The 5,698-nt window shown below is 74.1% G+C and carries 4 protein-coding genes and 1 pseudogene; all 5 read right to left on the bottom strand.

Annotation, left to right across the window (positions count from 1 at the left end):
* On the bottom strand, nucleotides 1–815 hold an 815-nt coding region (locus tag QH283_RS15000), incomplete at its 3' end, for a glycosyltransferase family 9 protein (protein ID WP_280503611.1).
* Nucleotides 812–2,281: an HAD-IIIA family hydrolase gene (locus tag QH283_RS14995; RefSeq protein ID WP_432420733.1), complete on the bottom strand. Its 1,470-nt coding sequence runs from the start codon at nucleotides 2,279–2,281 to the stop codon at nucleotides 812–814. The genes QH283_RS14995 and QH283_RS15000, both read right to left, overlap by 4 nt.
* Nucleotides 2,282–2,352: 71 nt before the next feature.
* Nucleotides 2,353–3,974: pseudogene (locus tag QH283_RS14990) on the bottom strand (carbamoyltransferase family protein).
* 124 nt (nucleotides 3,975–4,098) lie between these two features.
* Nucleotides 4,099–5,124: a UDP-glucuronic acid decarboxylase family protein gene (locus tag QH283_RS14985; RefSeq protein WP_280503609.1), complete on the bottom strand. Its 1,026-nt coding sequence runs from the start codon at nucleotides 5,122–5,124 to the stop codon at nucleotides 4,099–4,101.
* Complete coding sequence (locus tag QH283_RS14980; protein WP_280503608.1) at nucleotides 5,121–5,423, bottom strand: glycosyltransferase; 303 nt, start codon at nucleotides 5,421–5,423, stop codon at nucleotides 5,121–5,123. Before QH283_RS14980 ends, QH283_RS14985 begins: the two co-directional genes overlap by 4 nt.
* Between the last annotated feature and the right edge of the window lie 275 nt (nucleotides 5,424–5,698).

Raw genomic sequence — 5,698 nt, 5'->3', positions numbered from 1 at the left:
ACCGGGGTGCCGACCGCGGCGGCCAGATGCGCGGGACCGGTGTTGGGCGCCACCACCACGCTCGCGCGCTCCAGGACCGCGGCCAGCTCGGCGAGGGTGGTCGCCCCGGCCAGGTCGACGGCGTGGCCGCCCGCGACCTCGGCGGTGAGCGCCCGGTCGGCGGGGGAGCCGGTCACGATCACCCGGTGCCCGGCCGCGGCCAGGGCGGCCACGATCGCGGCCGAGCGCGGCGCCGACGGCTGGCGGGCGGGCACCGAGGCCGCCGGGTGCACGACCACGTAACCGGGGTCGCCGGTCAGCGCGGAGACATCCGGCAACGGCCTGCGCACGGCGAGCCTGCCGTCGTCGCCGGGCGGGAGCGGCAGACCAGCCGCCTCGGCGAGCGACAACGCGCGCTCGGGTTCCGGCGGGTCGCCGTCGACGCGATGGCGCAGGTCGAGCAGAGCGCCCGGGTAGTCCTCGGAGATGGCCCCGATCCACGGCACACCCGCCATGCGCAGCAGCAGCGCCAGCGGCAGCGGGGACTGGTGGAACGAGGTGAGGATCAGCGCGGTGTCGATGCGCAGCGTGCGGATCGCGGCGACGAAGTCCTCGACCTCGGCCTCGGCGATCGGCGGCGGTTCCGGGTCGATCCACGGGGCGCACCAGGTGAGCACCCGGTCCACGCCCGGCAACAGTTCGGCGGCGGCCGCGCCGCGCGGGCCCGCCAGCAGGGTCACCGAGTCGGCGTGCGCGGCCACCGCCCGCACGCAGGGGCCCGCCAGCAGCACGTCGCCCGCGTTGTCCATGCGCGCCACCAGCGCCCGGCCCGTCATCGCGCACCCGCCATCGCCAGCCGGACGGCCTCGGTCAGGTCCCCGGCCACGGCGGCCTCCCGCCGCGCCCGTTCGACCTCCTCCGGCAGTGTCCGGTCGGTGGGCACCAGGATGGCGCGGGCGCCCGCGGCGAGCGCGGCGCCGACATCGGCCCCGGTGTCGCCGATGAGCACACAGCGGCGCACGTCGACGCCGAGTTCGGCGGCGGCCCGGCGCACCATGGCGGGCCGCGGTTTCCGGCACACACAGCCGTCGTCCTCGCCGTGCACGCAGACCTGCCAGGTCGCGAAGGGGCCGAGCAGTTGCTCGACCCGCTCGTTCACGGCGACGAGCTGGCGTGGGCTGATGAGCCCGCGGGCCACCCCGGACTGATTGCTGACCACACCGAGCGCGATGCCCGCCTCCCGCACGGCGCGCAGTGCCTCCCGCGCGCCGGGCACCGGCTGCACCCGTGCCGGGTCGGCCAGGTAGGGGATGTCGACGATGATGGTGTCGTCGCGGTCGAACAACAGGGCAAGCGGGGACTCGTGGGTGGCGTGCCGGTGCCGCAACTCACCGCGCACGCGGTGCCAGCACGCTGCGGGCGGAATGAGCGCGCTGGTGACGGCCATGCGCGCGATCTCGGCGGGCGTGCGCGGGCCGGGCGCGATGCGGCGCACCGCGAAGTCGGCGGTCATCGCCGTCCACGCCGCGGCCGATACGCATGCGGCGCGACGGTGGCCGGTGAGCCCGAACGCCGCGGCGGCCGCGCCGGTGGCGGTGGCGAGCACGTGGCGGGGGAGCAGACCGGGGTCCTCGCCGATGCGCTGCCGCCAGCTTCGTCCGAATTTCCTTCGCATGAGGGCGTTGTCGGCGTTCCCTCGCTGCGCGCGCACGCTGGCGAGGAACCCGGCCGGGCGCACCGGGTGCCGGGTGCGACGTTGCCCGGTGGCGATGTCGTAGCCGGCGAGGCGGACCCGCAACGCCAGGTCGGCGTCCTCACGGAAGGCGCGGGGGAAGCGTTCGTCGAAGCCGCCGACCTCCTCGAGCACGCGACGGCGGTAGGCCATGTCGGCGGTGATCCAGCGGGCGGTGGCCAGCCCGGCGGTGCCGCGCTCCCAGTCGGTCGGCCGCCGGTCCGCGGGTAGGGGCACCTCGATGCGGGCGGTGGTGGCGGCGACGCGCGGGTCCAGGTCGAGCAGGTCCTCGGCGAGGCGGGCGGGCCAGTCCGGGGCGGGCACCACGTCGTCGTCGAGGAAAGCGATCCAGGCGGCGCCCGACTGCCGCCAGCCGGCATTCCTGGCCGCGGCGGGCCCGCGACCGCACGAGCGGACCACCCGCACGCCGGGCAGCGCCGGGGAGATCGGCAGCGGCCCGCCCTCGGGCCGGTCGTCCACCACCACGATCTGGCGGGGCCGCGGACCGGTTGCGGCGCCGAGGGTTTCGAGGAGCACGCGCAGGCTGTCGCGTCCCGTCGTCGGGATCACGATGCTGTAGTCCGGGCGGGGCGCCGGCACCGCTCCCGGAATCGAAGATGCTGGGGTGGAAGATGCTGGGTTCATGGTCGGCGCACCAGAAACGGGCCGAGGGCGAGCAGGTCGATCGGGGCGGAACCGAAGCATTCGAGCGCGTCGCGCGGGGAGTCCACCATCGGCCTGCCCGCGGTGTTCAGGCTGGTGTTGACCACCACGGGCAGACCGGTGCGACGGTCGAATTCGGTGAGCATGCGGGCCACCAGCGGTTCGTCGGCGGGATCGACGGTCTGCGCCCGTGCGGTGCCGTCGACGTGGGTGACCGCGGGGATGCGCTCGCGCCAAGCGGGCGTGACATCGTGCACGAACAGCATGTACGGGCTGGGCAGCGGGCCGCGGCCGAAGATCTCGGCGGCGCGGTCGGCCAGCACCATCGGGGCCAGCGGCCGGAACTGCTCGCGGCCCTTCACATCGTTGAGGCGCTCCAGGTTCTCCGCGCGGCCGGGATGGGCGAGCAGCGAGCGGTGGCCGAGCGCGCCGGGCCGTACTCGGCGCGGCCCTGGAACCAGGCGACCACCCCGTCCGCGGCCAGCATCTCGGCCACTTCGGCGGCCACGTCGTCGGAGCGGGTGTAGCGCACCCTGGCGGTGCGCAGCACCGCTTCCAGTTCGTCGTCGCTCCAGCTCCGGCCGAGATCGGCCCCGACCATCGGGGCCGCGCGCTCGCCGAACTCGGCGGCCAGTTGCAGCGCCGCGCCCAACGCGGTACCCGCGTCGCCGGAGGCGGGCTGCACCCAGATCCGCTCGAAGGGGCCCTCGGCGTGCAGCCGGGTGTTGGCCACGCAGTTCAGCGCGATGCCGCCGGCCAGCGTGAGATTCGGCTGACCGGTCTGCCGGTGCAGCCACGACGTCAGCTCGAGCAGGACGTCCTCGAGGCGGCGCTGCACGGTGGCCGCCAGGTCGGCGTGCTCCGGGCCGGGCCCGCCGTCGCGCACGGCGGGGGCGAAGGACTGCCAGTCCACCGGCTCCGTGCGGAAGCCGCCGTCGGCGGTGGTGTAGACGAGGCCGCGGAATTCGTCGAGGAAGCGGGGCCTGCCGTAGGAGGCCAGCGCCATCACCTTGTATTCGTCGCTGGAGCGGGCGAAGCCGAGATGTTCGGTCAAGTCCTCGTAGAGCAGCCCGAGCGAGTGCGGAAGCCGCTGGGCGGCCAGTTCGACGAACTTGCCGTCCCGGTACTCCCCGGCCAGATAGGAACCGGCTTCCCCGCGACCGTCGGCCACCAGCACCGCCGAGTCGCCGAACGGCGCGGCCAGCGCGGCGGAGGCGGCATGGGCCACGTGGTGACGCACGAACCGCACGATGCCGGGATCGAGGCCGGGCAGCGCGGCGCGCAGGAAGTTCGGGGCGCGGCGCGCGTAGTCGGTGCGGATCTCCTCGCTGCCGGGATCGAGACCGGCCAGCGAATGGTCGACCAGCCCCGGGTCGTAGGAGTAGCCGACCAGGTCGAGCTGGTCCGGGCGCAGTCCCGCCTGCCGCAGACACCAGGCGGCGGCCTGCTCGGGCAGCTCCCAGGTGGCGAACGGCACCGGCCGTTTGCCGTGCTTGCGGCGAGTGAACCGCTCCTCCTCCGCGGCGGCCACGATCTCGCCGTCCACGACGAGGGCTGCCGCCGGATCGTGGAACACCGCGTTGATTCCGAGAATGCGCACGGGTCGCCTTTCGGCTCGGGGACGATGGCGGGGTTCGGGCTTCTCGTTGCCGGCAGGCCTCCCGCCGACAACAGCCGAGCTACCCGGTGAAGCGAGCGCGAAACTGGTTCACCGAGCGTGCTGGTCAGTGCAATGTGTTCGTTGTCGTACCGACACCTCGCTCCGCCGCGCGGCGCCCCGACCGCCCTACGGTGGCCACGGTGTGCGCGGCGAACCAGTCGATGGTGCGGCGCAGCCCGTCGGCGCGGTCGACCGTCGGCCGCCAGCCCAGTTCCCGCTCGGCCAGCGCGATGTCGGGGCAGCGGCGCTGCGGGTCGTCCTGGGCGGCATCGATGTAGGTGATGCGCGAGGTGCTGCCGGTGAGCTCCCGGATCTCCTCCGCCAGCCGCCGGACCGAGAGTTCGTGCGGATCACCGAGATTGACCGGACCGGGGTGGTCGCGGTCGGCCAGCGCGAGCAGCCCGCGCACGGTGTCGTCGACATAGCACAGCGAGCGGGTCTGCTCGCCGGTGCCCGCGATGGTCAGCGGGGCGCCGTCCAGCGCCTGGGTGACGAAGGTCGGCACCAGGCGGCCGTCGTCGGCGCGCATGCCGGGGCCGTAGGTGTTGAAGATCCTGGCGATGCCGGTGTCGGTGCCCCTGGCGCGGCGGTGGGCGGCGGTGAGCGCCTCGGCGTAGCGCTTGGCCTCGTCGTAGACGCTGCGCGGACCGATCGGGTTCACATTGCCCCAGTAGTCCTCCGGTTGCGGGTGCACGGCCGGGTCGCCGTAGACCTCGCTGGTGGAGGCGAGCACGAAGCGGGCGCCGTGGCGCTCGGCCAGGTCGAGGGCGTTGGCGGTGCCGAGCGAGCCGGTGCGCAGGGTCTCGATCGGCAGGCGCAGGTAGTCCGGCGGGGAGGCGGCCGAGGCCAGGTGGAAGACCACATCGACGGCCTCGTCCAGGACGGGCAGCGGTTCGGTGACGTCGTGGCGGATCAGCCGGAAGCCCGGTCTGCCGAGCAGGGTGGCGACCTTGCCGGGCGAGGAGGTCGCGAAGTTGTCCAGCGCGATCACACTCGTGCCCCGGTCGAGCAGGGCCGAGCACAGGTGCGCGCCGACGAACCCGCAGCCGCCGGTGACCAGCGCCCGCCGGAAGCTCCTGGCGGCGATCACTGCGCCTGCCTCCTGGCCTCGCCCGCGGCGCCGGCGCACACCCGGTGGTATTCGCGTTGCGCCTCGGTTGCGATCCGCTCCCAGGAGTAGCGGGATTCCACCCGCGCGTGCCCGGCGCGTCCGTACCGGCGCGCGGTCGCGGGGTCGTCGAGCAGTTCCCGGACCGCGTCGGCCAGTTTCGCGGGATCGCGCGGGGTGACCAGTCGGCCGGTCACGCCGTCCACGACGGTGTCGATCAGTCCGCCCACCGCACTGGCGACCACGGGCACCCCGCACGCCATGGCTTCCAGCGGTGTCATGCCGAAGAATGTGATCGCCCCCGAACGAGTCCTGTCGCCGGAGCAGACCCGTTTGTTCGAGTCGCTGGTGGTGTCGTTGCAGCAGGTGGCGTCCGGTACCGGTCCGGGCCCTGAGCCGTTGACGGCGACAGTGTTCAGCAGGGGATTGACCATCTCGCGCGTGTCCTGGGGGTGGAGGAGGACACGTCGGTGGCGCCGGAGTTTGCGCAGCAGATGGAGCAGAATCGGCAGGTCGTGGACGTGACCGGGCGGGTGCTCGGGACGGTGCAGGATCT

Source organism: Nocardia farcinica (assembly GCF_029867845.1).
GTDB classification, from domain to species: Bacteria; Actinomycetota; Actinomycetes; order Mycobacteriales; family Mycobacteriaceae; genus Nocardia; species Nocardia farcinica_A.
This window is presented reverse-complemented; position numbering and strand designations above follow the sequence as displayed.